This is a genomic window from Candidatus Aquicultor sp., from assembly GCA_036504445.1.
Taxonomy (GTDB): domain Bacteria; phylum Actinomycetota; class Aquicultoria; order Aquicultorales; family Aquicultoraceae; genus DASXVE01.
In genome coordinates, this window is record DASXVE010000034.1 from 241897 (window position 1) to 267169 (window position 25273).

General features: G+C 51.8%; 27 protein-coding genes. 22 read left to right on the forward strand and 5 right to left on the reverse strand.

The window, feature by feature from the left end; translation table 11 throughout:
• Nucleotides 1-271: 271 nt before the first annotated feature.
• Genes VGK02_12290 through VGK02_12320 form a run of 7 tightly spaced genes read left to right on the forward strand, consistent with a single transcriptional unit; the run spans nt 272 to nt 7144 of the window.
• A complete protein-coding gene (locus tag VGK02_12290) occupies nt 272-850 on the forward strand; it encodes a 4Fe-4S dicluster domain-containing protein (GenBank protein ID HEY3375816.1) in 579 nt (192 codons plus the stop codon).
• Nucleotides 850-1740 (forward strand): CoB--CoM heterodisulfide reductase iron-sulfur subunit B family protein, encoded by an 891-nt coding sequence (locus tag VGK02_12295; protein ID HEY3375817.1) that lies wholly within the window; start codon nt 850-852, stop codon nt 1738-1740. Before VGK02_12290 ends, VGK02_12295 begins: the two co-directional genes overlap by 1 nt.
• A complete protein-coding gene (locus tag VGK02_12300; protein ID HEY3375818.1) occupies nt 1733-3745 on the forward strand; it encodes a CoB--CoM heterodisulfide reductase iron-sulfur subunit A family protein in 2013 nt (670 codons plus the stop codon). The genes VGK02_12295 and VGK02_12300 overlap by 8 nt, the downstream gene beginning before the upstream one ends.
• A 14-nt stretch (nt 3746-3759) precedes the next feature.
• The gene (locus VGK02_12305) at nt 3760-4218 is read left to right on the forward strand and encodes a hydrogenase iron-sulfur subunit (protein HEY3375819.1); all 459 of its coding nucleotides are present in this window, start codon (nt 3760-3762) and stop codon (nt 4216-4218) included.
• Nucleotides 4219-5163: a 4Fe-4S dicluster domain-containing protein gene (locus tag VGK02_12310; protein ID HEY3375820.1), complete on the forward strand. Its 945-nt coding sequence runs from the start codon at nt 4219-4221 to the stop codon at nt 5161-5163. It begins immediately after the preceding gene.
• 3 nt (nt 5164-5166) lie between these two features.
• Nucleotides 5167-6300, forward strand: coding sequence for a 4Fe-4S dicluster domain-containing protein (locus VGK02_12315; GenBank protein HEY3375821.1), 1134 nt, complete (start codon nt 5167-5169; stop codon nt 6298-6300).
• Nucleotides 6293-7144 carry an FAD/NAD(P)-binding protein gene (locus VGK02_12320; GenBank protein HEY3375822.1) on the forward strand — a complete coding sequence of 284 codons (852 nt, stop codon included), beginning with the start codon at nt 6293-6295 and terminating at the stop codon, nt 7142-7144. Before VGK02_12315 ends, VGK02_12320 begins: the two co-directional genes overlap by 8 nt.
• A gap of 103 nt (nt 7145-7247) precedes the next feature.
• On the opposite strand, the gene VGK02_12325 is transcribed toward VGK02_12320, so the two are convergent.
• The 3 genes from VGK02_12325 to VGK02_12335 are packed head-to-tail and all read right to left on the reverse strand — an operon-like array spanning nt 7248 to nt 9603.
• Nucleotides 7248-8543: a glycosyltransferase family 39 protein gene (locus VGK02_12325; GenBank protein HEY3375823.1), complete on the reverse strand. Its 1296-nt coding sequence runs from the start codon at nt 8541-8543 to the stop codon at nt 7248-7250.
• Nucleotides 8533-8889: a DUF2304 family protein gene (locus VGK02_12330; GenBank protein ID HEY3375824.1), complete on the reverse strand. Its 357-nt coding sequence runs from the start codon at nt 8887-8889 to the stop codon at nt 8533-8535. Before VGK02_12330 ends, VGK02_12325 begins: the two co-directional genes overlap by 11 nt.
• A complete protein-coding gene (locus tag VGK02_12335; protein ID HEY3375825.1) occupies nt 8890-9603 on the reverse strand; it encodes a glycosyltransferase family 2 protein in 714 nt (237 codons plus the stop codon). It abuts the gene before it with no gap.
• 283 nt (nt 9604-9886) lie between these two features.
• Between VGK02_12335 and VGK02_12340 the strand changes: the two genes are divergently transcribed.
• From VGK02_12340 to VGK02_12385, 10 genes are all read left to right on the forward strand, one after another.
• Nucleotides 9887-12448, forward strand: coding sequence for a cation-translocating P-type ATPase (locus VGK02_12340; GenBank protein HEY3375826.1), 2562 nt, complete (start codon nt 9887-9889; stop codon nt 12446-12448).
• A gap of 169 nt (nt 12449-12617) precedes the next feature.
• A complete protein-coding gene (locus VGK02_12345) occupies nt 12618-13613 on the forward strand; it encodes a MetQ/NlpA family ABC transporter substrate-binding protein (protein ID HEY3375827.1) in 996 nt (331 codons plus the stop codon).
• A gap of 2 nt (nt 13614-13615) precedes the next feature.
• A complete protein-coding gene (locus tag VGK02_12350; protein ID HEY3375828.1) occupies nt 13616-14383 on the forward strand; it encodes an ABC transporter ATP-binding protein in 768 nt (255 codons plus the stop codon).
• Nucleotides 14376-15113, forward strand: a complete 738-nt coding sequence (locus tag VGK02_12355) for an ABC transporter permease (GenBank protein HEY3375829.1) — start codon at nt 14376-14378, stop codon at nt 15111-15113. The genes VGK02_12350 and VGK02_12355 overlap by 8 nt, the downstream gene beginning before the upstream one ends.
• Before the next feature lie 124 nt (nt 15114-15237).
• Nucleotides 15238-15651 carry a hypothetical protein gene (locus tag VGK02_12360; protein ID HEY3375830.1) on the forward strand — a complete coding sequence of 138 codons (414 nt, stop codon included), beginning with the start codon at nt 15238-15240 and terminating at the stop codon, nt 15649-15651.
• Nucleotides 15652-15899: 248 nt separating this feature from the next.
• The gene (rpmA, locus tag VGK02_12365) at nt 15900-16172 is read left to right on the forward strand and encodes a 50S ribosomal protein L27 (GenBank protein HEY3375831.1); all 273 of its coding nucleotides are present in this window, start codon (nt 15900-15902) and stop codon (nt 16170-16172) included.
• 172 nt (nt 16173-16344) lie between these two features.
• Nucleotides 16345-17640 carry a GTPase ObgE gene (obgE, locus tag VGK02_12370; GenBank protein HEY3375832.1) on the forward strand — a complete coding sequence of 432 codons (1296 nt, stop codon included), beginning with the start codon at nt 16345-16347 and terminating at the stop codon, nt 17638-17640.
• A 169-nt stretch (nt 17641-17809) separates the two neighbouring features.
• Nucleotides 17810-18904, forward strand: a complete 1095-nt coding sequence (gene proB / locus VGK02_12375; protein ID HEY3375833.1) for a glutamate 5-kinase — start codon at nt 17810-17812, stop codon at nt 18902-18904.
• An 8-nt stretch (nt 18905-18912) separates the two neighbouring features.
• Entirely contained in the window at nt 18913-20184 is a 1272-nt protein-coding gene (locus VGK02_12380) for a glutamate-5-semialdehyde dehydrogenase (protein ID HEY3375834.1), read from the forward strand.
• A gap of 9 nt (nt 20185-20193) precedes the next feature.
• Complete coding sequence (locus tag VGK02_12385) at nt 20194-20316, forward strand: hypothetical protein (GenBank protein HEY3375835.1); 123 nt, start codon at nt 20194-20196, stop codon at nt 20314-20316.
• A gap of 90 nt (nt 20317-20406) precedes the next feature.
• On the opposite strand, the gene VGK02_12390 is transcribed toward VGK02_12385, so the two are convergent.
• Complete coding sequence (locus VGK02_12390) at nt 20407-20844, reverse strand: CBS domain-containing protein (GenBank protein ID HEY3375836.1); 438 nt, start codon at nt 20842-20844, stop codon at nt 20407-20409.
• A 165-nt stretch (nt 20845-21009) separates the two neighbouring features.
• Between VGK02_12390 and VGK02_12395 the strand changes: the two genes are divergently transcribed.
• The 5 genes from VGK02_12395 (at nt 21010) to VGK02_12415 (ending at nt 24811) form a co-directional block, all read left to right on the forward strand.
• Nucleotides 21010-21462: a hypothetical protein gene (locus VGK02_12395; protein ID HEY3375837.1), complete on the forward strand. Its 453-nt coding sequence runs from the start codon at nt 21010-21012 to the stop codon at nt 21460-21462.
• A gap of 148 nt (nt 21463-21610) precedes the next feature.
• On the forward strand, nt 21611-22552 hold the full coding sequence (locus tag VGK02_12400) for an ADP-ribosylglycohydrolase family protein (GenBank protein HEY3375838.1): 942 nt from the start codon (nt 21611-21613) through the stop codon (nt 22550-22552).
• Between the two features lie 117 nt (nt 22553-22669).
• Nucleotides 22670-23320, forward strand: a complete 651-nt coding sequence (locus tag VGK02_12405; protein HEY3375839.1) for an HAD family phosphatase — start codon at nt 22670-22672, stop codon at nt 23318-23320.
• A 338-nt stretch (nt 23321-23658) separates the two neighbouring features.
• The gene (locus tag VGK02_12410; protein HEY3375840.1) at nt 23659-24180 is read left to right on the forward strand and encodes a TasA family protein; all 522 of its coding nucleotides are present in this window, start codon (nt 23659-23661) and stop codon (nt 24178-24180) included.
• 28 nt (nt 24181-24208) lie between these two features.
• Nucleotides 24209-24811, forward strand: a complete 603-nt coding sequence (locus VGK02_12415; protein HEY3375841.1) for a signal peptidase I — start codon at nt 24209-24211, stop codon at nt 24809-24811.
• 103 nt (nt 24812-24914) lie between these two features.
• Here VGK02_12415 and VGK02_12420 read toward each other — a convergent pair whose 3' ends face one another.
• Nucleotides 24915-25229: a hypothetical protein gene (locus VGK02_12420; GenBank protein ID HEY3375842.1), complete on the reverse strand. Its 315-nt coding sequence runs from the start codon at nt 25227-25229 to the stop codon at nt 24915-24917.
• Nucleotides 25230-25273 lie beyond the last annotated feature (44 nt).

A 25273-nucleotide genomic window follows, 5' to 3' on the forward strand; every position in this document is an offset into this window, starting at 1 on the left:
AATACTTTATGAATTCGAGAATTGTGTATCAATCCTTACAAACTTATTGATTTTTAAGGGGTATTGGTTAATACTAATAGTTAAGCGGAGCTAAAGTATCAATACGTGTGAACAGAAAGCTCATCTCGCACTAAAAAACTAAAAATGTTACATTTGAGAAAGACAGGCCGCGGTCTGTCTTTCAGTATGTTTACTAGTTGTGCAACGTTTCACATTATTCGAACATGTGTAGAAAAGTCCGTACAATCTCAAGCAGAAAGAGGGAGTTGGCTTGGGCGCAACAGAACAAATCGGCTCGATTGATAAGGGGCTGAAAAAGGAGCTCGCGGAACTATCGGGGCAAAAACTCGAATCATGCTACATGTGCGGCAAATGCACGGCAGGGTGTCCGGTGGCCCCATACCAAGATTTTGGTCCTCACATGGTCATGCGCCTGGCGCAGCTAGGCAACAGGTCGCTTCTCAAATCAAAAATGATTTGGAATTGTGTCTCGTGCGGGACATGTTACACGCGCTGCCCCAACAGCGTTGATCCCGGAAGAGTATGCTCGGCCGCCGCCCGGATCGCTAAACGTGAAGACACGGTCGCCGACAAAGCCGCCCTGGCGCTTCGCGAGAAATTCGTCGAGTCTATAAAAAACCACGGACGCCTTCACGAACTCACGCTTGCCGTTCAGATGAAAATGGCAAGCCACGATTATTTTGCCGACATCGATATGGGCGTACCGATGCTTCTGCAGGGCAAGTTCCCGATATTTGCGCACAACATCGAAGGTCTCCACGATTTTCAGAAGCTATTCGAGAAACACTACGTCGAGAAAAAAGACGATCATAAAGAGGGTGGTAAGTAGTGACGGCATACGCTTATTATCCCGGCTGCTCGCTCGAGTCGAGCGCAAAGGAATACGATAGTTCGATTCGCGCTTCGTTTAAGAAGTTGGGAATCGAGCTAAAAGAGATCCCGGATTGGTCGTGCTGCGGATCGTCCCCAACACATAAGGTCGATAAAGATATGACCGTCATGCTATCCGGTCGCAACCTAGCATTAGCAAAGGGCATCGGTGATGTTGTTGCTCCGTGCGCCTCATGCTCGCTGAACCTCAAAGAAGCCGTTATCGAGCTTGAGCACGACAGTTCTCTGCGCGGCGCACTCAAAGAAGCCGGCGTTGAATATATGCCCGGCAGCGTAAGTGTGGTTTCCGCCGTTGAGGCCGCAACCCGCGCGCTCGACGAGGGCGCGTATGATGGCGTAGTTGCAAACCCGCTGACCGGCCTTAAGGTAGCATCGTATTACGGCTGCATGCTGGTACGCCCGCCGAAACTAGCGCGTTTTGACGACCCGGAGAACCCTACTTCTATGGATAGAATCATGGAAGCGGTCGGGGCGGCTCCGGTCGACTGGAGCCATAAAACGGAATGCTGCGGCAACTCGGCGATTATGGCCAACAGGGACATGACTTTAAATCTTATAAGTAATATCTTGAATGCTGCGACGGCCGCCGGCGCCGACATCGTCGCCACGTCATGCCCGCTTTGCCAGCTTAATCTAGCCGCACGGCAAACGCTCATGCGGCAAAAATACGGGCTTAAAGCAGAAATCCCCGTAGTGTATTTCAGCCAGCTTGTAGGCGCCGCACTGGGTATTACCGGCAGCGACATTGATCTAAGCGGCGAAGTACTAGGCCTTATAAAGAAGCGGCAATCTGAAGCTCAAGCAAAGGAAGTGGCGGCTAATGGCTAGAATCGGCGTATTTATCTGTCACTGCGGCTCGAACATCGCCGGCAAGGTTGATGTCGAGCAAGTCGCCGAAATGGCAATGTCATTGCCGGGCGTCGTCTACGCGAGCCATCAGAAATATTCATGCTCCGAGGCAGGGCAAAAGACCATTATCGAAGGCATAAAAGAAAATAACATCGACCGTGTAGTCATCGGTTCGTGTTCGCCGAAAATGCACGAGAAAACGTTCAGGGGCACGATTGCCCAAGCGGGTATCAACTCGTATCTCTTAGAGATTGCAAACCTGCGCGAGCACGTTAGCTGGGTTACCGGTGATCGCGATAAGGCAACCGAGAAGGCGTTTGATTTAATTAAAGCGGCGGTCGGCAGAGTTACTTCTGCGAAACCACTGTTCCCAAGCCAGATTCCGGTTACGAAAAAAGCGCTGGTTATCGGTGGCGGTATCGCCGGCATTCAAACAGCACTCGATATCGCCGACATGGGCCACGAAGTCATTCTGGTCGAGAGGGAACCGTCGATAGGCGGCAGAATGGCGCAGCTCGATAAAACCTTCCCGACTATCGACTGCTCTGCCTGTATTTTATCTCCGAGGATGGTCGACATCGCCCAGCATCCGAATATCACGCTCTATTCATATTCCGAAGTCGAGAGCGTTAGCGGCTATATCGGCAACTTCGATGTAGTTATCCGCAAGAAAGCGCGCTACGTTGATGCAAAGAAATGTACCGGGTGCCTTGAGTGCACAACCAAGTGCCCGGAGAAAAATATCCCGAATGAATTCGACCAGGGCAAAGCAATGCGCAGGGCGATTTACGTCCCGTTTGCACAGGCTGTGCCGAAAGTACCGGTCATTGATGCCGAGCGCTGCCGCTACTTAAACTCGCCCGACCCGGCAACCGCAGAGGTCGCCGAAGGCGAGAAAGCACCAAAGCGTCGCTGCGGAACCTGCGCGAAGGTGTGCCAGGCCGGAGCGGTCGATTACGAGCAGAAAGACGAACTCATCGCCGAGCGCGTCGGTGCGATTGTCGTCGCCACCGGGTTTAATGTTACCGGCACCGACGAATATGGTGAATACGGCGCCGGTAAACTGCCCAACGTTATAACCGGCCTCGATTTCGAGCGGTTTGTAAATGCGTCCGGGCCTACGGACGGCAAAATCGTCCGGCCGTCGGATGGTGAGAAACCCAAGCGCGTCGTCTTTATCCAGTGCGTGGGCTCCCGCGATGAATCGAAGGGGCGCCCGTACTGCTCGAGAATCTGCTGCATGTATACGGCAAAACAGGCCATTCTCACACGAGAAAAACTGCCCGATGCCGAAATATTCGTATTCTACATGGATATCAGGGCGTCCGGTAAGGGTTATGAAGAATTTGTCCTGCGCGCTCAGCGCGAATACGGCGCCAATTATGTTCGCGGCCGGGTCTCGCGCATTTACGAGATGCCGGACGGCCACATGGTCCTTAAAGGCGCCGATACATTGGCCGGAATACCGGTTGAGATGGAGGCCGACCTCGTAGTGTTGGCGACAGCCGCAACACCGCGCGAGGATGCAAAAGAGCTCGCCAACATCGTCGGTATAACGACCGATAGCTACGGTTTTATCAACGAAGTCCATCCAAAGCTCAAACCGATCGAGGTTGCGCGCGACGGTATCTTTGCAACCGGCGCGTGTCTGAGTCCGCGCGATATCCCGCACACCGTCGCTATGTCGAGCGGCGCTGCGGCTAAAGTGGGAATTCTCTTCTCGAAGGATCACTTGAAGAGCGATCCGATGGTAGCCGAGGTCGATCCGTTTAAGTGTGTGGCGTGCGGCGCGTGTGTCGCGGTATGCCCGTATAAAGCTATAAATCTAGAAGAGTTCAGAGGAATGAAGTTTGCCAAGGTCAACGAGGCAATGTGCCAGGGCTGCGGCACCTGCGCGGCGGCGTGCCGTCCGGGTGCGGCTCAGCTTAAGGGCGTCACCGATGAGCAAATATTAAAATCGTTAGAGGCGGTGACACAGTGGTAGAGAACAGCGAGAAAATGAAAGTCGTCGGGTTTTTCTGCAACTGGTGCAGCTACGCCGGCGCAGATCTGGCGGGAAACCTGAGGCTTCAGATTCCAACCGATCTGCGGATCGTGCGAATCCCGTGCACGGGGCGCATGGACCCGATGTTCGTCCTCAAAGCGTTGCTGGATGGGGCGGACGGGGTCATGGTGTCCGGCTGACACCCCGGGGATTGCCACTATCGAGAGGGCAATTACTACGCGAGGCGGCGCCTCGCACTACTAAACGAAATAATCCCGGTTTTGGGTATTGAACCTGAACGGTTCTACTATACGTGGATCTCGGCCTCCGAAGGCCAAGAGATGAAACAAAAAGTCGAAACATTTGTCGAAGGCCTGGCTAAGGTCGGTAAATTCGACCGTTCGGTCTTTATGATGCTCGACCCCGAGCTCATGAATGAAATCGACGGGGCGAAAGAGGGGGCTGAGGCGTAAATGAGCGGTATGAGCACGCTTGAAGAGACAATTCGCCAAAAAGCAAAAGAGCTCCTGGAAAAGGGAGAAGTAACGGCGGTAATCGGCTGGGGCGGGGGATGGAACCCGGCAAAAGCCACACCCCAGTTCGCCCGCGACGCCGACGGGGCCGAGAAACTGGTATTCAATCCGTTTTGCTATAACAACCTCGCGGTGTATTTGCCGAGGATGAAGGATAGCAAGGTTGCGATTTTCGCCAAACCGTGCGAAGCGGGCTCGATCGTTGCGCTTCTCGCGGAAGGTAAAATCAGCCGCGACAACGTTTATATTATCGGGATCGCTTGCCAGGGTATCGTCGATCCGGTCAAGCTTGAAAAAGAAGCCGGCTCGATCGATGAGGCAACCGCTGCATATCTTGAGGGCGATACCATCGTAATCGAGGGTGAAGGCGGGGCCAAACGCGTGCGCTTTACCAAAGTTGCAATGGACGCGTGCGCATCCTGCGAGCAAAAAGGTACCTCGTTTGCCGATGAAATGGTCGGTGACACGGCGAAACCCGTCACGACAGAAGTTAGCTTTGAAGTGCCGGAAGATGCCGATTGGGCGTGGTGGCGCGAGTTTTGGGCAAAAGAATTCGACCGTTGCATCCGCTGCTATGCCTGCCGTGAGAGCTGTCCGGTATGTTACTGTCGCGACAACTGTGCTGTGCAGTCGCTTCGCGAGCGCTGGACGGGCTCGCAAGTAAACCCGATGGAAGCGTTGATGTTTCACGCCCAGCGGGCGATGCACGTAGCGGGCAGGTGTATCGAGTGCGGCGCGTGCGAGCGCGCGTGCCCGGTCGACATTCCGCTGACACTGCTTCACAAGCAGGTAGGAGGTGCGGTTCGTAAGTTGTTTAATTTTGAGGTAGGGGATAAGGCCGATGAACGTCCGCCCCTTGAAACCTTCCAAAAGGAGGAACTGTAAAAGATGGCAGCTAAAATTTTACCCGCCGGGAATTTACAGTCCTGGATAGATAAACTAGTCGCTCGATATGAGGTTTTCGCTCCGGTGGAAGGCTCGGGCAGTTCATCGTTTAAACCGGTCAAAACGGGGCAGTCACCTGCGCTTGACGTGCGCACGGACGTCCCGCCAAAAGGCATCATATTTAAGCAAGTCGAGAAGCTTCTCACTTATAGCACAGGCGAGAGCGGCGTTGAAGTTACGGAAACACCGGTAAAAGAGACCGCAAAGGTGATATTCGGCATCCGCCCGTGCGATGCGCGAGCGTTTGCGCTAACCGACAAAGTATTTGTCGAGTCGGAGATGCCGGAAGCTAAATACACCGAGCGCCGCAAGCAGACCGCGGTGATTACCGTGGGCTGCACCGAAGCGTGTAAGACCTGTTTCTGCACATCTGTCGGCGGCTCACCCGCAGAGAGAGCGGGCGATGTCTACATGATAGATCTCGGCGACAAATATCTCGTTGAAGCGCTTACCTCAACCGGCGAGAAGATGCTTGAAGCGGGCAAGGGTCTTCTCAGCGATGCGAAAGCCGATGATGAAGCTGCCGCTCGAAAAACCAGCGATGAAGTCGCGGAGTCCATAAAGAAAATGCGGGTGCCCGACGCCAAGGCGCTCGACGGCCTCTTTACCGACGAGGCATTCTGGAACTCGCTTTCCGAGAAATGCTTAAGCTGCGGCGCGTGCACGTTCCTGTGCCCGACCTGCTACTGCTTTGATGTTCGCGACGAGGGCAGCGTGCAGCAAGGCGAGCGTTATCGCAGGTGGGACTCGTGCATGTTCTTCCAGTACAACCGTGCTGCCGGCGGGCACAACCCGCGCGATCAGCACTGGAAACGTATGAGGCAGCGCATGCTTCATAAATTCAGCTATTTTGTCGCAAACACGGGCGAATACAGCTGCGTGGGATGCGGTCGCTGCATCCGCAGCTGTCCGGTATCATACGACCTGCGCGAGTTTCTAGAAAAATCGTTTCATGCCACGAGCAGCGAGCATCTAGATTTTAAGGCCGAGCTGCCGAGCGAATCGGAAGAGCTTGAAGCCTGCGATGTGCCGGTCGGCGGTAAATCCAGCAAGACGGGGGTTGGTTCGGATGTCTAGCGTTGAAACTACAATGAAGCCCAACATTATGATGCCGCATACGGCGACGATTCTCGAGGTTATCGAGGAGACGTCCGATGTAAAAACATTTCGGGTCAAGATAGACGACGAGCAGGCCTGGGAAAACTTCAGGCAGAAGGCCGGCCAGGTAGCCGAGCTTTCAGTGTTCGGTATCGGCGAGTCGGTCATCTCGATCACTTCGAGCCCGACTGTTCGCGATTATTTGGAGTTCAGCATTAAACGCTGCGGTGTTTTAACGGATATGATTCACACGTTGCATACGGGTGACAAAATCGGTGTACGCGGCCCCTACGGAAACGGTTTTCCCATCGGGCAGTGGAAGGGCAAAAACCTGGTTATTGTGGCCGGCGGTATTGCTTTGGCGCCGGTTCGAAGCGTCTTAAACTATGCGCTCGATAACCGCGACGATTACGGCAAGATCTCGCTTTTCTATGGCGCAAGGAGCCCGCAAGACCTGGTCTTCAGGTGGGAATACGAGCGCTATAAAAACGAAAAAGATATGGCGTTTCACACCACGGTTGATTGCGGTGACGATTCCTGGACCGGTCCGGTAGGTGTTGTCGGTGCGCTGCTTAAAGAGGTTAAGCCATCGCCTAAGAACTCGATTGCGATCATGTGTGGGCCTCCGATCATGATTAAATTCGTCCTGCAAGACTTGACGGCGCTCAACTTCCAACCGGATCAGATCGTAACCACGCTCGAGGGTAAAATGCAGTGCTGCGTGGGTTTATGCGGGCGCTGCAATATCGGTTCTAAATATATCTGCAAAGACGGGCCGGTCTTTACGCTTGCCGAGCTTAACGAAATCAACGGGGACTTCTAGCAGCTCGTCAAAATCCGGTTAACGTTCGAAACGTATTTTTATCAGGCTTTTTTAAGCGCTGGACACGATTCCAGCGCTTTTTGTTGCGCTACTAAGTAAAGGTTTACTCACTAACGCCTGCATTTGCCGCAAATCGCTCACCAAAAAAGTGCTCAAGCGCAGCCACAACGAACAAGGCGGCGAGTATACAGCCGAGGGGGATCATCGGCGCCATATAACGCGGCAAGCCGACCGTTGTAACAATATGGAGCAGCGTAAAGGTTGCAAAAAACGTCATAATAGCGCATGTCACCACGCGCCGTTCTATGAGTGCCCAGGCGATTCCACCGAAGCAGAGCCAGAATAGAAGAATATGGTAGATGCTTGAGAGCTCTCCTTCGGCCGGCGAGCGCACTGTTTGAATATACGGCTGATACCATAAACGGGTGAATTTTTCCCAAGTCATATATTCAATAAAGTGACCGGGACCGGTCCGTAGCTCGGCAAGCATCCTTTGTTTGGCCGTACTTGCCCTCAGTGCGTCCGTCGAGAGTTCACCGTTTCCATCGGGCAAAAATACGTATGGCACTTCGGGATAGTATGTGCTTTCAAGCAGTACTTTTCCGCCCTCCGTGGAAAATGGAACAAACGCGTCATAGAGTAGATAATTGCGCACCCACCACGGTGTCAGAACTGCGACAACAACCACATACATAATAATTAAACCCTTTATGAGATCCTGCTTATCCATTCGCCAGAACATAAGAAAACTAATAAACAGCGGTGCAATTATGGCCTCGGGTCGAAGCAGCGCAAGCATTCCGAGTAACAACCCGACCCATACCCACGAGAACAGCTGATTCAGAGCCCTAATAAATACATAGGTAAATATAACGAATAGGGTGGCGTAGAGGACTTCGGTCATAACGATGCTGTTCATCCACAGGGCGGGATAATAGATCGCGTAAAGCAACGCCGCAAGCAGCCCGACCCGATGGCTGACGTGGCGGCCGATGAGGTACGTGAACAGTACGGTGATAGTGCTCAATATAACCTGCACGAAGACGACGAGGTTAAGCGAGCCGACAAAAAGAAGCGCCGCGAGGAAAAGTGGATAACCGGGCATTACCGCCGCGTTTGGCACACCATTGCCGGCATAACCTAGAATTCCCGTGTGAAGAAGCTGGCGCGCCATGGTAATATAGTTGGCGTCGTCGCTATTGAGATTGATATGCCCGTTGACCGACATAAAACCGAGCCGTAGAGCCAGCGCAAATGCGACGAGCGCGGTTACGGCCCATGCCTCTTTGTTGTTACGCCAATAATCCGCTTGCAGCATATTCGATCTTGCCCCGATACCGTCTCTTTTATAATCATGCAACAATTTCCTCACCATTTCCGACGGTCGCTTATCTTGCATTATCTTTCTTGACGGGGTTGTTTGCCGGACCGATTGAGAGCGCGATTTCACTCACGAGCTGCGTCATCTCTTGCTCTATCTGCTTCAATTTAGCGGTAACTTTAAAAAGCGCATAGAACACAGCGAGCATACTTACGAATACGAGCGCATCGAAACCTCTACCCATACCAACCAGGTGGGCGATACTATTGGTTTTGTTTGGCGCCATTACGATGACAATGATGCCGAACCAGATAAGAGCCCATACTGCGACTTCGGCGATGGAAGCGGTGCGTTTCCTGTAGCGGATATATACTCTGCTTAATGCATACAGGGCGAATAATGACGCGAGTATCTTGATTATCACTTAAGGCGATACCTTCCTAAAAAACAGATTGAGAACTATATTAATACCATTACTATTACTTTGACCTTTAGACAGCGAATACTCGTTATAGATACAGTCTATCGGGATTTCCTCAATTCTCAACTTGTTACGGCCAATTTCTGCAATTATTTCCGATGAGACTTCCATTCGATTAGATATCAGGTGGATGGCTTCAAGCGCTTTAGAAGAGAAAGCACGCAGGCCGGATTGCGAGTCGGTCGTCCATACGGAAAACAGAACGTAGGTAATAATATTTAACCCCCAGTTGCCCACGATTCTGTACCACGGCATATCCTTAGCTTCGAGGAGACGACTTCCAATAGCAACGTCGGCTTCACGGTTTATGAGAGGTTGGATAACGCGCTGGATGTCGTTAGGGTTTAGCTGGCCGTCGGCATCGAAGGTAACGGCGATGTCCGCACCCCAGCGGCGGGCCCACTCCATTCCGGTCCTAAGAGCACCGCCAAGGCCTCGATTGATAACATGGCGAAGCGGCACCACGTAATCGAGGCGCCGGATTTCCGTCGATGTTGCATCGGTTGAACCATCATCTATTACTACGATTCTTGTTTCGGAGACCCCAGCGTATTCCCTGGGGATTGAGCTTAAGGTTTGACATACTACTTGCGCCTCGTTGTATGCCGGTACGATGATGGCTAGTTTGAGGTCTGAGGCATTCTTGTAACTCATCATAGTTAATTCCAAACGTGCGCTACAAAGCACTGATTAGACATAAGCTTACCATACCTATTATACGAGTAATCTGCAGGATTAACAATATATTGGCAGCATTGCGGGTAAGCGTAAGATGTGTGAATTGATCGAGGAATACATACTGGTTGCGTGTTACGACCTGTTTCTGCCAGACATAATAGAGATATGGTAATTATTTTGATGTTGTCTGCATGCAACCTGTGCGATAAAATTGTGAAATCAGACCTATAATCTTGCTATGCCGCCGTTTGAAGGGCTTAATATGATGCCTAATGAAGATCACGTTGAAATTACAGGCTTAACACAACAAGACGCAGAGCAGCGGTTACATACATACGGCTACAATGAACTTCCATCGTCTCAAACCCGCAGCATCTTCAAAATCGCTCTCGATGTTCTTCGCGAGCCGATGTTCTTATTGCTTGTCGCGGGCGGTATTATCTACCTCGCGGTGGGCGATGTAGAAGAAGCGCTCCTCCTGCTGACTTTTGTCTTTGTCGTCATGGGAATCACGCTCTACCAAGAGCGGAAAACCGAGCGCGCCCTGGAGGCGCTCCGCGATCTTTCAAGTCCGCGAGCGCTCGTAATCAGGGGCGGCCGTGAACAGCGAATCGCGGGAAGAGAAGTTGTCCCCGATGACGTCTTAATTCTTACAGAAGGCGATAGGGTACCGGCCGACGCCGTTCTTCTTTCCGCGAACGATCTCTTAGTAGATGAATCGCTGTTAACAGGCGAATCGGTGTCCGTGCGCAAAGTTCCCTGGGACGGTACGATGGAGCTTACCAGACCGGGCGGCGAAGATTTGCCGTTCGTGTATTCCGGGACGCTTCTTGTGCAAGGGCAGGGGATCGCCCGGGTGCTCGCAACAGGGATGCATACTGAAATCGGCAGGATAGGAAAAGCCCTGCGAGAGCTCGAACCCGAGAACACGCCGCTGCAGCAAAAGACCGGCCGGCTGGTCAGCACACTCGCGGTCATAGCATTATCGCTCGCGATACTTGTTATTGCGGCGTATGGCCTTACCAGGCATAATTGGATGAACGCGCTGCTTGCCGGCATCACTCTAGCTATGGCTACAATCCCGGAAGAAATCCCTGTCGTTCTTGTCGTGTTTCTTGCGCTCGGCGCGTGGCGCATCTCAAAAAGTCGCGTGCTTACACGGAGGATCCCTGCGGTAGAAACGCTCGGCTCAGCCACCGTGCTGTGTGTTGATAAAACCGGGACGCTCACACAGAACCGCATGACCGTGAAGCGTATTTTCGCCGGTGGAGAGTTCTACGATGTCGATTACGCACAGCATGAGCTACCGGAAAAGTTCCATGAGATTATCGAGTTCAGTATTCTTGCAAGCGAAATACAGCCGTTCGACCCGATGGAGCGGGCTTTTAAAGAGCTTGGCGACTATTATCTTGCCCATACCGAGCACCTCCATAGCGACTGGACGTTGGCGCACGAATACTCGCTCTCGCGCGAACTCATGGCGCTCTCGCACGTCTGGCGCTCACCAAACCGTGATGAGTACATTATCGCTGCAAAAGGGGCGCCCGAGGCGATTGCCGATTTGTGTCATTTTACGAAAGCTCAGATACAAAACCTTAACGAGCGTATCGGTGACATGGCAAACAGAGGGCTTCGGATACTCGGTGTTGCCGAAGCAACATTTAAAGGCGTGGAATTTCCCGCAGAGCAGCATGATTTTGATTTTAGATGCCTTGGCTTGATTGGCCTGGCCGACCCGATACGGCCGACGGTACCGCAGGCGCTCCAAGAGTGCTATCACGCCGGGATGCGTGTCGTTATGATTACCGGTGATTATCCGGGCACAGCCCAAAGCATTGCCCGCGAGATCGGTTTGCAACGCGTTGACGAGTATATTACCGGAATGGAGCTCGCCGACATGGATGAGCTCGAGCTCGAGAGGCGAATAGAGACGGTTAATATTTTTGCGCGTGTCGTGCCCGAGCAGAAGCTTCGAATCGTAAGCGCGCTTAAAGCGAACGGCGAGATTGTAGCCATGACCGGCGACGGTGTAAACGATGCGCCGGCGCTCAAAGCATCTAACATCGGTGTTGCGATGGGTGGCCGGGGCACCGACGTGGCCCGCGAGGCCGCATCGCTGGTTCTTCTTGATGATGATTTTGCGTCGATCGTGCGCTCAGTAAAGCTAGGGCGGCGCATCTACGATAATATCCGCAAGGCGCTGGCCTATATCTTTGCCGTTCACGTGCCGATTATCGGTATGTCGCTAATACCGGTGCTTTTCGATATGCCGCTCGTACTCCTACCGGTTCACATCGTTTTCCTAGAGCTCATTATCGATCCTGCCAGCTCGGTCGTATTTGAAGCCGAGCCCGAGGAAGCCGATGTTATGGACCGGCCGCCGCGCGATCCCAAAGAGCCGCTGTTTGGCTCTCGCCTCATAAGTATCAGTATTTTGCAGGGGATAAGCGTGCTTTTAATCGTGCTGGCGGTCTATCGTATTGCACTGTACCTCGGGCACGGCGAGACGGATACCCGGGCGCTCACATTTACCACGCTCATATTTGCTAACCTCGCACTTATTTTAACCAACCGGTCGTGGTCTAGAAGCATTCTTGCCACGCTCCGGTCACCGAATGCAGCGCTGTGGTGGGTGGTCGGCGGCGCTGTCGTCTTCCTCAGCCTTGTCTTGTATGTGCCGTTTTTGCGCAGCCTCTTCCGCTTTGCGCCGTTGCACCTCAACGATCTGGCAATTTCACTGGCCGCCGGTCTCGCCAGCGTGCTCTGGTTTGAAGCGCTCAAACTTTTTAGCAGCAGGCGAACAGGGCGGATACTCGAACGGTAGCAGTTGCATTGCTGGAAATTATGGCCGCTTACACCGCATATATTCCACTTACACGCGTGTATCAGTTATGCTAATATCCTTGTAGCGACAAACCGTTCACATATGTACAATATGAGGCATACACGCCGTGCATCCATACACTCGACGCAATACTTTAAGGGGGAAATGAATGAAGCGAATTATTGCAGGGCTGGTTATTCTCGCACTTATGGTAATAGGAGCGGGGTGTGCCAAGCAAGGCACACAATCATCTACGGCGAATAGCAGCTCTACCACGCAAGCGAAAAATCAAGTCGTAAAAGTTAGGGTCGGGACATTGCCGATTGAGGACGCACTTCCAATCTTTGTTGCCCAGCAAAAAGGTTTGTTTAAAGATAAAGACCTCGATATCGAGCTCACGGTGTTTAAAAGCGCACAAGAGCGTGATGCCGCGCTGCAAGCGGGCCAGATCGACGCCGCCGTTGGCGATATGGTTGCGGTGGGTGCGCTTAAGCAAAGCGGTACGGATATCTCCGTCGTAAGCGTTCTGCTTGGTGCGACACCGGCTGAGGGGCGCTTCGGTATTCTCGTGCCGCCGCAGGCAACCGATCTTAAAACCGTCGACCAGATCAAAGGTGTGCCGATTGCCATATCGAGCAACACGATCATCGAGTACACTGTCGACGAACTTCTTAAAAGCAAAGGCTTCAAGGACACCGACATTAGAAAAGTTGAGATAAAAGCCATGCCGGTTCGCGTTGATGCCCTGGTGAACGGGCAGGTAAGGGCAGCTTCATTGCCCGATCCGCTTCTTTCGTTTGCCGTAAGCAAGGGCGCGCGTGTTATCATCGACGATACTAAGGGCGCAAACCTCTCGCAGGTTGTTCTCATCTTTAGAAATGACTTTATTGATGCTAATAAAGCCGCGGTTAAGAGCATGCTCTCCGCTCAAAACGATGCGGTAAAACTCATTAATGAGAACCCGGATGCGTATCGCCAGTTGCTTGTTGATAAAGCGAAACTCCCGGCACCGATCGCCAAGACATATAAAATCAATACCTATCCGACGGCACAGCTTCCGGCAAAGGCCGATGTCGACAGGCTGCTCAAGTGGATGGAAACAAAGAAGATTATTAAACCCGGCCTCACCTATGACGACATCGTCAACAAGGAGGTCAAACCCTAGTAGTGTCGACAATAGAGATTACCGACCTCGGCGTTGATTATACAGGGTTTGGCCGGAGCGTAACCGCAATCGATGGCGTTACCATTACCATCCCGGCGGGCGATGCACTTGCGATTATCGGCCCATCGGGATGCGGCAAGTCAACCATGCTCTATTCGCTTAGCGGCTTGATTGCGCCAACGCGGGGCACCATAACCATAAACGGCGAGCCGGTAGTCGGCCGGCGCCGGCAGACCGCGCTTATCTTGCAAGACTTTGGGTTGTTTGCCTGGAAAACAGTATTTAACAATGCCGCACTTGGACTTCAAGTGCGGCATGTGCCTAAACCGGATGTGCGCGAGCATGTCGAAGACATCCTAAAGCGTCTCGGGCTCTGGGAGATGCGCGACCGGTATCCGGGGCAGCTCTCCGGAGGGCAGCGCCAGCGTGTGGCCATAGCGCGCTCGCTTGCGCTCGAGCCCGACCTGCTTTTAATGGACGAGCCGTTTTCATCGCTCGATGCCTTAACCCGCGAGGATTTGCAAAATACCGTACTCGATATCCGGCGCGACCGGGGCACGTCAATCTCCATAGTTCTGGTCACGCACAGCATTGAAGAAGCGGCGTTCTTAGGAAAAAGGATAGCCGTTATGGGCGGAAGCCCCGGGAGTATCACCGATGTGGTAACCAATGACGAGATGGGCGGTATCGATTACCGTAACTCGCTGGGATTTTTCGATCACTGTGCCCGTTTGCGAGGGCTTTTAAAGGGCGGCGTATGCGTTGGATAAATTCAAGGGCTATGTCGGCGCAACAATCGCACTTCTCATAATCTGGTTAGGGATTTCGCTCGCAATTGATATGGAAGCGTTGCCGTCACCGATCACCGTATTTGCCGACTTCTTCCGTTTGGTGCCGGGGGAACTCTCATGGCACTTTCTTGTCAGCCTGTACCGTGTATGCGTGAGTATAATCGCCGGTGTGGCGCTCGCACTTCCAGCCGGCCTGATTTTGGGCAGGGAAGAGTGGCTCGACCGCTTTTTCGGGCCGATTGTGTTCGTGTTGTACCCAATCCCGAAAATCGTCTTTTTACCGATTCTTTTATTGTTGCTGGGGCTGGGCAATCTCTCCAAGATCGTCCTTATTACCGTCATTGTGTTCTTTCAGATATTAGTGACCACCCGCGATGCCGCTAGGGAAATCCCGCGCCAAACCGTACTCTCGATGCAATCGCTGGGTTCCACCAAATGGCAGATATATAAGCACGCGATCTATCCCGCAAGCCTGCCGAAAATGTTCACCGCTCTTCGCATCGCTTCCGGTACGGCGATAGCCGTGCTTTTCTTCGCCGAGTCGTTTGCTACTGAGGAGGGGCTCGGTTACTACATCATGGATGCATGGAGCCGCTTTAACTACGCCGACATGTTCGGCGGAATCGTTGCAATGGCGCTTATGGGGGTTCTCATCTATGAAGTTTTAAATTTCATCGAGCATCGCATGTGCCCCTGGACGAAGGCGTAGCGCGGCAAGTCACAAAATATTTACAAATACCCTCAAAATACTGCCAAATTGGCCTCAAGAGTTACCCCGGTACGCCGATGTTAATTTCAGTTAGCAAAGAATACAACATCGATGGGGAGGCCACATGTCAACACTGATCGAAGAACTCAGAACGGAGCACCTGGATTTAACGCTCTCGTTCGAACACCTTAAAAATATTAATGTCGAATCCGAGGAAGGCCACACGGAATTGCGCTCGGTGAAATCGGCATTGCTCGCCCACTTGAGAAAAGAGAACGAGGAGCTCTATCCAAGGCTTCGTGATATCGCTTTTAACAACTTAAGCTTGCAGCGCACGCTTGATTGGTTCACACGAGACATCGCCAAAATATCGGCGGTCTTGATTCTGTTCTTGGATACGTATTGCCAAGGTGGCTCCCATCTAACATACAGGCGCGACTACAATCGCCTTAACACCATCCTCACTGCTCTGATAGAACAAGAAGAGAAGATCGTCTACAACGAGTTCCTCCAGGGAACCGACGAAAACGCAGCATAAAACACAGCATAATACGCAGCACTAGATATAGTTTGGCAAACCGAATATAGCGTTACACAGCGCGTAAGGTATAGGGATACTATTAATACATGTATTTTAGTAACGGAGCCTTTCCATAAGGCTCCGTTTTAGTTGCTCGTTATCCAAGCGTTTACAATACGCAATTGACAAAAGTTTAGCAGGCCAATATAATAGACGGGATGTTCAAATCCAAGACTACAGTTTTCAGCTTTGTTGAGGTGAGATAGATGGCACATAAAAAAGGAATGGGAAGTACCAGGAACGGTCGCGACAGCGAGTCTAAGCGACTTGGTGTTAAGGCTTTCGGTGGTGAGCGTGTAAGCGCGGGGAGTATTATAATTCGCCAGCGCGGCACAAAAATTAAACCGGGTCAGAATGTTGGGCTTGGCCGCGACTACACCATCTTCGCTAAAATGGATGGGTATGTAGCGTTCGAAGGAACCAACGGCAAAGGCACCCGCAAGGTAAGCGTTTTCAGCGAGCCGGTTGTCAAGGAGTAACTTCGACAATATTGCTGCTAAAGCCACAGGAAACTGTGGCTTTTTTGGTTTAGGGGTTTATCTTGGGAATTCGTTTTGGGAATAATGACGGAATAGCGCAGCGAAGATACGGCGGCAACAAAGCTGCACATTAACGCAGGCACGCGCTGCGGGTAAGTAATGAGGGCATTAAGTGAAACCATCAGGCGCGTTCATAGATGAAGCAAAAATATTCGTAAAGGCCGGTAACGGCGGCAACGGCGTTGCAAGTTTTTACCGCGCGCGTTATGTTCCCAAAGGCGGCCCGGACGGCGGTGACGGTGGCCGGGGAGGCAGCGTTACCGTCGAGGTCGATGATAATTTGCGAACCCTCATGGACTTCCATTATTCGCGCCATTTTAAGGCGGAGCGAGGCCAGCACGGACAAGGGTCGAATAAACACGGTAGAAACGGTCAAGATATTATCCTTAAAGTACCTCCCGGTACCATCGTGCGCGACGAAGACGGTAACCCGCTCGCCGATTTAACCGAGCCCGGTGAACGTTACATCGCAGCCCGTGGGGGCTTGGGCGGTAGGGGAAACGCGCACTTTGCTAATCCGACACGAAAATCGCCGTCATTTGCCGAAAAAGGTGAGCCGGGGGATGAGCGCTGGATAATGCTCGAACTAAAACTGCTTGCCGATGTGGGTTTGGTGGGATACCCGAGTGCGGGGAAATCGACGCTTATCAGCAGGGTTTCATCGGCCCGGCCGAAAATCGCCGAGTACCCGTTTACCACGCTCGTGCCGAATCTTGGTGTCGTACGAGTACCGGATGGCCGCAGTTTCGTCGTCGCCGATATCCCTGGTCTGATTGAAGGGGCTCATGAAGGCAAAGGACTGGGGCATGATTTCCTGCGCCATATCGAGCGTACAGGTCTTATCGTTCATATCCTCGATCTTGCGGCGATTGAAGGACGCGATCCTATTCACGATTTCGAAGCGATTAACCGCGAACTCGAGCTCTACGATCCCGATCTGGCCGATCGCCCGCAAATCGTTGCAGGCAATAAGATCGACCTGCCTGAAGCGCAAAGCAACATCGAAAGAGTCGAGGCGTACATGCAGGAGCATGATATGCCGTTTTATCCAATATCGGCTGCGGTGGGAACCGGAGTGGACCGGTTGGTCTATGCAATCGCCGATATGCTCGACCGGGTAGAGCATAAAGAGAAAGTTGAAAAATCGTTCACCGAGCAGATTGCCGAGCCGGAGAATCCCCAGGAGATAACAGTTGAGCGCGCGGGCGATGTATGGGTTGTCCACGGCAAAAACGTTGAGCGAATGGTTATCATGACCGATTTTGAAAATGAATATGCTGTTGTTCACCTGCAGCAAACGCTGAAAAAAATCGGTGTTGAGGACTTGCTGGCCGAAGCCGGTGCTCAAGAAGGCGATACTGTGAGCATCGGCGATATGACATTCGATTTCTATCCGTCAAATGAATAGCATACGCTGCTTGAACGCAAGTAAAAAGCCGTAGTATCCGGCCACGTAAACGCTTGCCATATCGATATTACATAAGGCCACGTAAACGTGCTACAATATAGATTAGATTATTTTTCACATAGAGGTGTGTTAATGCAAAGGACTGAATGTCTTCCGCAATGCTCGTCGAATTGTCGTTAAATTAGGGACGAGCACTATTACTAAAAGCACTGGCGAAATCGACCATGTGCAATTGCAAAACATCACAAGCCAATTAGCCGGGCTAAAGAGCCGGGGATACGAGGTAATAATCGTGTCATCGGGGGCTATTGCGGCCGGGGTGGAAGGGCTCGGGCTCCAGGCACGGCCCACCGCTATTCCCGAGCTGCAAGCAGCGGCTTCCGTTGGCCAAGGTCTTCTTCTTCATGAATACGCAACGCTCTTCAATAAGTACAACCTTAGGGTTGGCCAGGTATTACTTACCCAATTCGATATCATCCACCGGCAGCAATATCTCAATTCCCGCAACGCTCTCAGTACACTGCTCGATTTGGGAATAGTCCCGATTGTAAACGAAAACGATGTTACCGCCGTTGATGAGATCAGGTTTGGCGATAACGATACGTTAGCCGCGCTTGTCGCAAACCTGGTTCAGGCCGACGTGCTTGTCCTGCTCTCGGACATCGACGGGCTTTATACGTGCGACCCGCGCAAGCAGGGCGAGGATGCTTGTCTCATCGATCAGGTTACCGATATTACGGATGATATTGCCGGGCTGGCCGGGGGCGCCGGGACGCATTTCGGTTCCGGGGGTATGGTGACCAAGCTGCAAGCCGCGCGAATTGCCGTGTTCGGCAAGGTAGGAATGTTCATCGCCAACGGCCGCAAAGAAAATATCCTCGTAGATATTATGGACCGGAAAGCCGTCGGTACGTTTTTCGTACCGCGTGCCAAGGGCTTAAGCGCCCACAAACTGTGGATTGCGTTCGGTAAAGCCACTGACGGTACGATTACCGTAGATGACGGGGCTGCAAACGCGCTTATCAGGGGCGGTAAAAGCTTGTTGCCGGCGGGTATTGTTGCAAGCGAGGGGCAGTTTGAAGGGGGCGACGCGGTCGATATTAAAGACCTGAAAGGTCGAATATTTGCAAAAGGAATCACCAATTATTCGTTTGAAGAAGTTACACAGATTAAAGGGCTGCAAAGCGCAGAAGTCCTCTCACAATACCCGGATTTTGTAGATGAAGAGGTTATTCATAGAGACTGTTTAGTAATATTGCGATAAGGAGGCGTATGATGGCGGATATTGATAGTATACGGGCCGCAGTAGCGGAAATCGGTAAAAAAGCCAGGGCGGCTTCGAGAATTATGGCGACGCTAGATACTGCACAGAAGAACAACGCGCTTATCAGTATGGCCGAGGCGCTTGTCGCCAACAGCGAGCGGATCTTGGCGGCGAACGAGAAGGATATGGAAGCGGCAGCGGAGCGCGGCATAAACTCGTCGATGCTTGACCGGCTTATGCTTAACTCGGTACGCATTAAAGAAATGGCTGAGGGCCTCTACGATGTAGCGGTGCTGACCGACCCTGTCGGCGAGACGCTCAAAGGGTGGAGGTTACCGAACGGCCTTGATGTGCATCAAGTACGGATGCCGCTCGGCGTAATCGCTATTATCTACGAGGCGAGGCCGAACGTGACGGTTGAGGCTGCGAGCCTCTGTATAAAAAGCGGTAACGCAATCATTCTGCGCGGTGGGTCGATGGCGCATAATTCAAACGTGGTGCTTACCGAGGTAATCGCTAACGCCGCAGCCGAAGCGGGTCTGCCGCGTGAAGCCATCCAGACGCTCGCCACACCGGGCAGAGACACGGCGACACAGCTTATGAAGCTCGACCACTACGTCGACCTGCTTGTGCCGCGAGGGGGCCCCGAGCTGATTCACGCCGTTGTCTCCGAGGCAACCGTTCCGGTTCTGTGGGCCGGTGCCGGCAATTGCCACATCTATGTCGATGCAAGCGCCGACCTCGATATGGCCGACAGAATCGTCATTAACGCAAAATGCCAGCGCCCGAGCGTGTGCAATGCCGCCGAAACGCTGCTCGTCAACCGTGCAGCTGCCGATACCTTTATTCCGCGAGTTGCGGCGGATCTTACGGCAAACGGCGTGACGATTATGGGGGATGAGACGGTGCGCAAACTTGTGCCGCAGGCGCTCGAAGCCACCGAAAAAGACTGGTACACCGAATACGTCGATCTGAAAATCGCCATGCGGGTTGTTGATTCGGTGCAGCAGGCAATCGACCACATCAACACCTACGGGACGATGCATTCTGAAGCCATCATCACTGAAGATTTGGAATCGGCACGAAAGTTTACCCAGCAGGTAGATGCTGCGGCAGTCTATGTGAACGCATCCACTCGCTTTACAGACGGCAGCCAGTTCGGCCTCGGTGCTGAGATTGGCATTAGCACGCAGAAACTTCACGCGCGCGGGCCGATGGGCTTGACAGCACTCACCTCTACGAAATACGTTATACAAGGAACCGGTCAAATCAGGTCTTAGGAGGTACACGTGACGATAGAGCAAATAGTCGCTTTGGTGATTTTAGTCGTCATCCTTGGCTTTGCATACCTGGCATACAGGATATCGACGACGCAAGACGACCAGCAGGAAGGCCCAAAGGCCGAAGAATAGATACAAAAGAGTAAATAAGTAGATAAAAATCTCTGGGTATAAACCCAGAGATTTTTATCTTGGAATCTATATATTATCGTGCGTTGCATATTACGCAGCCCGCCGTGGATGCGCCGGCTCTGAAACCTCTTCCAGGATTTCCCCGGCCTGATCAATATTTTGTGTACGTACCGCTATATCACCAAGTGAGATAACACCGATCAGCACGCCGTTATCGTCTACGATAGGAAGTCTTCTTATCTTAAACCGCTCCATAACCATGGCGGCGTCGTTAATATCGGTGTCGGGTGAGACTATCTGCAGATTACCGCTCATAATCTCGCCAATACTGTCGTCTTCGATATCGAGATCCTCTGCGACGGCGCGCAGAACTATATCGCGGTCGGTGACAACTCCAACGAGAATATCACCGTCTAGAATTGGCATAAAGCCCACGTCAAGATCCCGCATGGATGCTGCGACCCCGTCAATTGGGTCTGTTACCTGGACACTTTCCGGGTTTTTTGTCATGATCTCGTTTACGTTCATCAAGTTCACCTCCCACGCTCCTACACATATTCGGTATTCCCATTTATTTTGTGCTAAAAACAATCAAAATCCACACCGGTAATAGCGTGTAGTGTGCGAAATGGCTTGCTAAGCGCACTTCTTAGCGTTAACATAATCTGTAAGACAAACATAGGGGGCTGGTGTATGGATAGCAATCTTTTAACTGCCGTAATATTCGGCGTGGTATCATTAATCGCTCTGTTTTTAATGGTTAGGCTTGTGATAGCCTTTATCAAAGAAAGAGAACCGGCGGCGGAAGCGGCACAAGATGAACTCCTAGCGTCGCCCGTGACTGGTAATGAGCAAACCGGCGAGGCCGAACCCGCAGGCAGCTCAACGCTCGGCATGGTAACGATCATCGAACCGGCAAGCGCAGTAGAGGAACCCGCAGCTGCAGCGGAAGAACCGGTTGCAACAAAACCGGCCGGTAAGAACCAGATACTAGATGTCGAAGGTACATCAAACGATGTTGCCGTAGATGGCGGCGAACCTGAAAACGATACGGCACAGCAGGCCGAGGATGAGGGTAAGGCTGCCGATATAAGCGGTATTGAAGCCGTTCTCTCAAAATATCTCGATGAAGACGAGAAATCATAGGCACTAATTCTAGACAATAACCGATCAAGCCGGAGATGAATCTCCGGCTTCTTTTTGCGCTTAAAAAGCGAATTTAGCGCAGGTAAGGTTAATATGGCATTTGCATTTCGGGTATACTCACTCTATACGAGTATCGGAGGCATAAAGCGTGATAAGTGTGCGAGATAGATTCGTCGGATGTTTATTTGGCCTGACCATAGGGGATGCGCTTGGCTCACGGTTGGAGGGGTATTCCACGGAGTCGGTCCGGCGTGCCACCTTGGGCATGGGTGATTTTCTTGATGAAATATGGCGCTGGAGCGACGGTAAATGGACAGACGATACCAAAATGGCAATTGCGCTTGCCAAAAGCATTGCCAATGCCGGCGATTTTAATTCTGAGCGGGCCGCGAGTAGTTACCTGGCATGGTATGATTCCGGCGATTGGCGGGGCATTGGAAGCACGACGCAGCAGGCTCTCGCCAACCTGAAAGAGGGCGCGGATTGGCGTTCGAGCGGCATAAAAGCGGATTGGGCTGCCGGAAACGGTACCGCCATGCGGGTTGCACCCATTGGACTACTCGACATGCGCAATTCTGCTAAGCTCCGGGAAGACGCACGAAACGACGCAATTATAACCCACAACAATCATGAAGCCATACAGGGTAGCATTGCGGTTGCGTATGTTATATCGCGCCTGGTCAGCAATATCAACGATCTGCGGGATTTAATTCCGTCAACCGTGGAATTTCTCGAACCATCCGATATACTGCTACAACTCGAAGCTGCCCAGAAGCTTCTTGAACAAGGAACACCGGTGGACGATGCGCTTGTAGAGCTTGGAACCAGCGGTTATGTAGTCGAGACCGTTCCAAGTGCTCTCTACAGCTTTTTAGCAAATCCGGGGAGCTTTGAAACGGTTGTCTACCACGCAATCTATGCGGGAAACGATACGGATACGACTGCCGCTATTGCCGGTGCCTTTGCAGGCGCGCACCTGGGTATTCAAGGCATTCCTCTTTCTTGGCGCACCGAGGTCGAGGGCTCCGATACTATACGTCACCTGGCACAAGAAATTTATGATCTGGCCGTTCAAAGCGCCGCCGCATAGTCCACTCTCGGTACGAACAGGTAATCCGGAAAAGTATTTATGATATATGGGCGTTTGCATAGCATACGGTATACTTGCTTATAGCCGATGGCAATAGCAGAACATAAGGATTTAATAATGGATATAAGGGCTTTTATTTTTGATATCGACGGTACGCTCGTCGACACGACCATGTTTCATATACAATCCTGGATGCAGGCGTTCGAGAAGTCCGGTATAGAGTTATATGCGGATGATATCCAGCCGCAGATAGGTAGACGTGCCGTCGAAATAGCACAAGCACTTCTGCCGGAAGCAGGGCAAGACGCGGCCCAAACCATTGTCGAGGAGAAATGGCGGATATATAAGCAGTATCTACCTGCCGTTAAACCGTTTCCCGGGGTGAAAGAGCTCTTTACGCTCCTTAAAGAACGCGGCATAAAAACGGCGCTTGCAACTTCAACCATACGCCGTGACGCCGATTACTATAGCGACCTGCTCTCCATCAAATCCATGCTGGATGCAGTGGTAACAGGTGAAGACACACAACGCTCAAAGCCCGATCCGGAGATATTCCTAAAAGCCGCCGCCGAGCTCAATGTAAGCCCGGAGCACGCAGTTGTAGTAGGCGATAGTCCCCATGATATAAAAGCGGGTGTCGCTGCCGGGATGTTTACCATAGGAGTAATAACCGGGGGATATCCCGAAGCCACGCTCAAATCGGCAGGCGCCGGTAAGATTTACCGCGATATCGCAGATATTCTCGCACATATTAGCGATGTCTTATAAGCTGGAAACTCTTACAAACCACAAACACCTCAAGACCTTAACCGGCCCAATCGCTTAGCGCCATGCAGCCGCAGGCAAGTCTCTTTAACTATGCAATAAAACCTTAGTAGAATCGCTTGACTCCTATACGCTGATGCGCTACGATGCATTTGTGCTAAAGCATATAGGCGCCTAATGATACTGATCTAAGCCCGCAAACAGATCACGACACACAACAAGCAAACGAAAAAGCAGTGAGTAAATTCCAGAGAATAATGGGAAGTGGTTAGAGACAAGCAGCAGGTGGTAAGCGGTAAACAGCAAGCGGCAATTAGTTATATTTAAAAGGGGGTAAGCGGATGAAGAAGCTAATGGTGGTGCTCTTGGGGATTACGCTGGTGGCATCGATGCTTGTAGGTGGTGTGTTCGCGTATATGACGGCAGAGGCCGAGAACATGGATAACACCATCACATCGGGGGCGATGTGTTTAGGGACCGATCCTGAGCCGTTTATGCAGCTTTCCGGTATTATGCCCGGGGGGCCGGCCCAGGAATGTACGGTAACAGTGTTCAGCGGAAAGCCGACCAAGTTTTTCTATAAGGTACAGGCTGTGCGTCAGACCGGCACAAGTACTAAACTATGGAATGCGGTGATGGTTGAAGTTAAAGACACAACGACCAACGAGGTTTGGTCGGGTCCTTTGAGTTCTATGGCAACCGGTTGGCTTGCTAAGCAGGAAGGTGTTGCGGGCGGGGGCCCCAACAATGGGCGAATCGTGAATTTCAAGGTATGGATACCGCAAGAAGCCGACGTCGATGAGGAAACAACAGCCACGGCGAAATTCCAGTTCAATGCAGAGCAATGGCGCCCTGTAAGCTAGAGATAGGGGGGCGGTTATGATCCGTTTGATGGCTTCAGCAAGGGATAGAGTTAGAAGGGGGACGTTGCTGGACAAAGCTCTATGTGCGGCAACAATTACCTTAGTCGGTGTTTTTTTGATAGGTTTCACTTATATAGCTTGTGGTCGGGCAGGTCTTCTCATCGTTAAGACCGACAGCATGCAGCCACATATGCCGGCGGGCTCGCTGATGGTATTTAAAACTGCAAATATCCAAAGTGTGTTCCCGGGGCAAATCGTCGTATATAGAGATGGGCGTTCGCCAAACGTGCTCATAAGCCACCGTGTTATAGGTACGAGCATTGATAACGGAAGTGTGTACTTGCGTACGAAGGGGGACAGCAATAATCATACCGATGAGGTCTTGGTTGATGAACGCCGGCTGGTTGGAGCAGCGGTTTTTGTGATACCTGGTGTCGGCCGCGCGCTTGCTTTTGCCAGAACACCGATTGGGATGTTGGTATTGAACACGATGCTTGTTTTGCTGGTCCTACTCATTCTTGTAGATAAGATTAGGGCAAACGAGCGCGTTCGTGTTGTGGCTGCATATGCAGAAGGTGAACAGCTCCATCCACGTTCTATGGCTGACAGACGTGCGGCAGAGCTCGGCTAGAGAACCGCAGGGCACTCAATATACGGAAAGGCTGGTTAAATAAAAAAGCCGGCTGAAAAGCCGGCTCTAATGGTTCCATAAATGCATTTATCGAAGAGGTAAGTTAGATACTACCGCCAGGTATAAGCGTAAGGTGTTTTTTTGAGTGGATTTTCTGCGGCTCTTCTTCTTTGGCATCGCCCTCGATCGATTCATAATTAAGGCGATGCAGGTATTGCCGTAGGTGAAGGCCGACAGTTTCGATGTATTGTAAATCGAAATTCCTCTTTTGCGATGCAACTTTGAGAGCCATCTCAAGGATATCATCGTCGAGGTACAGAATAAGTTCACATTCTTTTAGGAAGATATCACGCTCTTCACTGATGAGCCTTAAGCTGCTATATGATTCCCAGAGCTTCAAGAATTCTTGATTAACCATAATACACATTCCTATAGTTTATTTGCACTATAGGTACACTATCG

Excerpts from the sequence above, each read along its gene's own strand:
- VGK02_12300 (HEY3375818.1), top strand. The coding sequence starts at position 1,733 with ATGGCTAGAATCGGCGTATTTATCTGTCACTGCGGCTCGAACATCGCC.
- VGK02_12310 (HEY3375820.1), top strand. The coding sequence starts at position 4,219 with ATGAGCGGTATGAGCACGCTTGAAGAGACAATTCGCCAAAAAGCAAAA.
- VGK02_12315 (HEY3375821.1), top strand. The coding sequence starts at position 5,167 with ATGGCAGCTAAAATTTTACCCGCCGGGAATTTACAGTCCTGGATAGAT.
- VGK02_12320 (HEY3375822.1), top strand. The coding sequence starts at position 6,293 with ATGTCTAGCGTTGAAACTACAATGAAGCCCAACATTATGATGCCGCAT.
- VGK02_12325 (HEY3375823.1), bottom strand. The coding sequence starts at position 8,543 with ATGCAAGATAAGCGACCGTCGGAAATGGTGAGGAAATTGTTGCATGAT.
- VGK02_12335 (HEY3375825.1), bottom strand. The coding sequence starts at position 9,603 with ATGATGAGTTACAAGAATGCCTCAGACCTCAAACTAGCCATCATCGTA.
- VGK02_12340 (HEY3375826.1), top strand. The coding sequence starts at position 9,887 with ATGATGCCTAATGAAGATCACGTTGAAATTACAGGCTTAACACAACAA.
- VGK02_12345 (HEY3375827.1), top strand. The coding sequence starts at position 12,618 with ATGAAGCGAATTATTGCAGGGCTGGTTATTCTCGCACTTATGGTAATA.
- VGK02_12360 (HEY3375830.1), top strand. The coding sequence starts at position 15,238 with ATGTCAACACTGATCGAAGAACTCAGAACGGAGCACCTGGATTTAACG.
- rpmA (HEY3375831.1), top strand. The coding sequence starts at position 15,900 with ATGGCACATAAAAAAGGAATGGGAAGTACCAGGAACGGTCGCGACAGC.
- VGK02_12380 (HEY3375834.1), top strand. The coding sequence starts at position 18,913 with ATGATGGCGGATATTGATAGTATACGGGCCGCAGTAGCGGAAATCGGT.
- VGK02_12390 (HEY3375836.1), bottom strand. The coding sequence starts at position 20,844 with ATGAACGTAAACGAGATCATGACAAAAAACCCGGAAAGTGTCCAGGTA.
- VGK02_12395 (HEY3375837.1), top strand. The coding sequence starts at position 21,010 with ATGGATAGCAATCTTTTAACTGCCGTAATATTCGGCGTGGTATCATTA.
- VGK02_12405 (HEY3375839.1), top strand. The coding sequence starts at position 22,670 with ATGGATATAAGGGCTTTTATTTTTGATATCGACGGTACGCTCGTCGAC.
- VGK02_12410 (HEY3375840.1), top strand. The coding sequence starts at position 23,659 with ATGAAGAAGCTAATGGTGGTGCTCTTGGGGATTACGCTGGTGGCATCG.
- VGK02_12415 (HEY3375841.1), top strand. The coding sequence starts at position 24,209 with ATGGCTTCAGCAAGGGATAGAGTTAGAAGGGGGACGTTGCTGGACAAA.
- VGK02_12420 (HEY3375842.1), bottom strand. The coding sequence starts at position 25,229 with ATGGTTAATCAAGAATTCTTGAAGCTCTGGGAATCATATAGCAGCTTA.